Source organism: Mitsuaria sp. TWR114 (genome assembly GCF_007997345.1).
Genome location: NZ_VOSR01000811.1, coordinates 1 through 1,531, shown reverse-complemented (window position 1 = coordinate 1,531; position 1,531 = coordinate 1). Strand labels below are relative to the sequence as shown.

Below are 1,531 nucleotides of genomic sequence, written 5' to 3'. Positions count from 1 at the left end.
GGCGCTGCTGCAGGCGATCAAGCGCGGGGAGGCGCAGGCGGTGCTGCTGGAGGATGCCGACACCAGTCTGATCGACTGGCTCGCCATGCTGCAGCTGCGCCTGGGCGGTGTCGTGCCGATCCTGGTCGTCGGTGGGGACAACGCTGTCGGCATGGTCGACGCGATGGCGCATGGCGCGACCGACTACGCCGACTACGTGGACTCGGTCGAGCCGCTGCTGACCCGGCTGCGGGCCCGCGTCGGCCGGCCGCAGCAGCTGCGGCGCATGGGGCTGGAGGTCGGCCCGTACTCGCTCGATATGCGGCCGCGTCGGCGGTGCGGCGCGACGACCAGGAGATCAGCCTGACCGCGCGCGAGTTCGCACTGGCCTGGGTGCTGTTCTCCAACGCCGGGCGGGTGGTCAGCGCGTCCAGCCTGACCGCGCGGGTCTGGGGCGGCGGCACCGACATCTGCAAGCGCACGCTGGAGCAGCATGTCTACCGGCTGCGGCGCAAGCTGAGCGGCGGCGCGACCGGGGCGGTGGTGCGGATCCAGGCGATCTACAGCATCGGCTACCGGCTCGACCTGCTGCATGAGCAGCCGCTGGCCTGGGCCATGCCGGACTACGGCAGCGCCGCCAGCGCCCAGCTGCCGCTGCATGCGCGCGGCCTGCCCCAGGAACAGCCGCCGGGCTACCTGCGCCATCTCTGGCCCGGCGAGTTCTGAGCGCGCCTCAGGCGCGGATCCAGAAGTAGTCGCCGGCGCAGATGCCGGCGAACATCTCCTCGGTCGCGTTGGCGATGTTGTCGCGCCAGTAGCGGCCGTGCTCGGCGTAGTGGGTCAGGGTCTCGGCCAGCCAGGGCGCGTCGATGCTGTCGCCCAGCGGCACGCGCACGATCAGCACGATGCCGCCGGTGTCCGCATGCAGGCCCAGCTGCGCCTGGTCCTGGGCGTAGACGCTGAGGTTGGCTTCCAGCAGCAGCCGGAACACGCGCAGCGTGCGGCCGGCGGTGACGATGCCGTAATGGAAGTTGAGGTACATCGCGCCGGGATCGTTCGAGAAGTTGGCGAGGTTGACTTCGAAGCCCTCGACCTCGATGGTGCCGCGGCGCAGCACGGCGTCGGCGTCCGGCAGCTCGATGAGCTGGCAGAGGTCGCGGACCAGCGACTGGAAGCGTTCCTGGCTCATGGGTCACGCGGCCGGCGCGTCCATCGAGGTCGCGCAGACCATCTCGATGCGGTCGCAGCTCAGGCGGGTCTGCAGCGGCGTCCGCGGCCGGTCCGCGTTCAGCAGCAGCAGGGGCAGCAGGGCGTGGCGGTTCTGGCGCGCTTCCTCGGCAGGATCGGCGGGATCGGTCGGCGCCGCGACCCGAGGGCCCGGTTCGGAGCGCTGGTCGAGCAGCGCCTGCTTGACCCGCGCGAGCGTCGCCAGCGGTCCCGGTTCCAGGCGCGACTGCAGGTAGGCGCGCACCGCCACCAGGCGCAGCGCGGCCAACTGCGTGACCAGACCCACCGACCCACCGGGAGCCGTCGGGGCGCCGCGTCCAGCCGT

Annotated in this window: 3 protein-coding genes and 1 pseudogene; 2 read left to right on the top strand and 2 right to left on the bottom strand. The window is 72.0% G+C overall.

Annotated features, from left to right (window positions below; genetic code table 11):
• Both FUT87_RS29355 and FUT87_RS29350 read left to right on the top strand, forming a co-directional pair.
• On the top strand, positions 1-346 hold a 346-nt coding region (locus FUT87_RS29355; RefSeq protein ID WP_222617270.1), incomplete at its 5' end, for a hypothetical protein.
• Entirely contained in the window at positions 316-705 is a 390-nt protein-coding gene (locus tag FUT87_RS29350; protein WP_186830742.1) for a winged helix-turn-helix domain-containing protein, read from the top strand. The genes FUT87_RS29355 and FUT87_RS29350, both read left to right, overlap by 31 nt.
• Positions 706-712: 7 nt before the next feature.
• On the opposite strand, the gene FUT87_RS24470 is transcribed toward FUT87_RS29350, so the two are convergent.
• Both FUT87_RS24470 and FUT87_RS24465 read right to left on the bottom strand, forming a co-directional pair.
• The gene (locus FUT87_RS24470; protein ID WP_091733544.1) at positions 713-1,168 is read right to left on the bottom strand and encodes a CesT family type III secretion system chaperone; all 456 of its coding nucleotides are present in this window, start codon (positions 1,166-1,168) and stop codon (positions 713-715) included.
• A 3-nt stretch (positions 1,169-1,171) separates the two neighbouring features.
• Positions 1,172-1,531 (bottom strand): annotated as a pseudogene (locus FUT87_RS24465) (hypothetical protein); the annotation flags it as partial.